Consider the following 661-nt stretch of genomic DNA (forward strand, 5'->3'; position numbering starts at 1 on the left):
ATTTCAAGAGTTGGAGGAACGGACCGCCTATCTGGAGGCGGAGCGGAAGCGCCTTTTGACCCATGTTTCCCACGACCTGCGCACGCCCCTCACATCGCTCCTCGGCTATGCGGAGGCCCTCCGGCGGGATCCCGATTTGATGGATCGGGAGCGGGAGGAATATCTGTCCGTCATCGAAGAAAAGGCCCGGAGATTGACCGCCCTGATCAATGACATCTTCGATTTGGCCAAGTTGGAGGCCGGCGACACCGAGATCCGCCTGCGGCCGTTGGATGTGTGCGAGCGGGTTCGGGAGTCGGTGCTCACCTTTTACCGGGAGATCACGGAGGCGGGGGTGACGCCGGATATCCGCATTCCCGAGGTGTCGGTCCGGGTCCTGGCGGATCCCTATGCCACGGAGCGGATTTTGAACAACCTGATCGGCAATGCCCTCCGGTACGGCCGGGAGGGGGGCGTGATCGGCGTGGGAATCCGCCAGGAGGAAAAGCGCGTCTGGGTGGAGGTGTGGGACCGGGGTCCCGGCATTCCGGAAGCGGATCTGCCCCGGATTTTTGACCGCCTCCACACCGGTGACACGTCGCGCAATCCCCATTTGCGGGGGAGCGGCCTAGGATTGGCCATCGTCAAGCAGTTGGTGGAGAAGCAAAGGGGGGAGGTCCGG

The 661-nt window shown here is 63.2% G+C and carries 1 protein-coding gene; it reads left to right on the forward strand.

What is annotated here, in order from left to right:
• Positions 1-661: sensor histidine kinase (locus RZO55_RS10350; protein WP_318064205.1), on the forward strand; the 661-nt coding region annotated here is incomplete at both ends.

Source organism: Clostridium boliviensis (genome assembly GCF_033342255.1).
In the GTDB taxonomy this organism is placed as follows: domain Bacteria; phylum Bacillota; class Clostridia; order Lachnospirales; family Lachnospiraceae; genus Lacrimispora; species Lacrimispora boliviensis.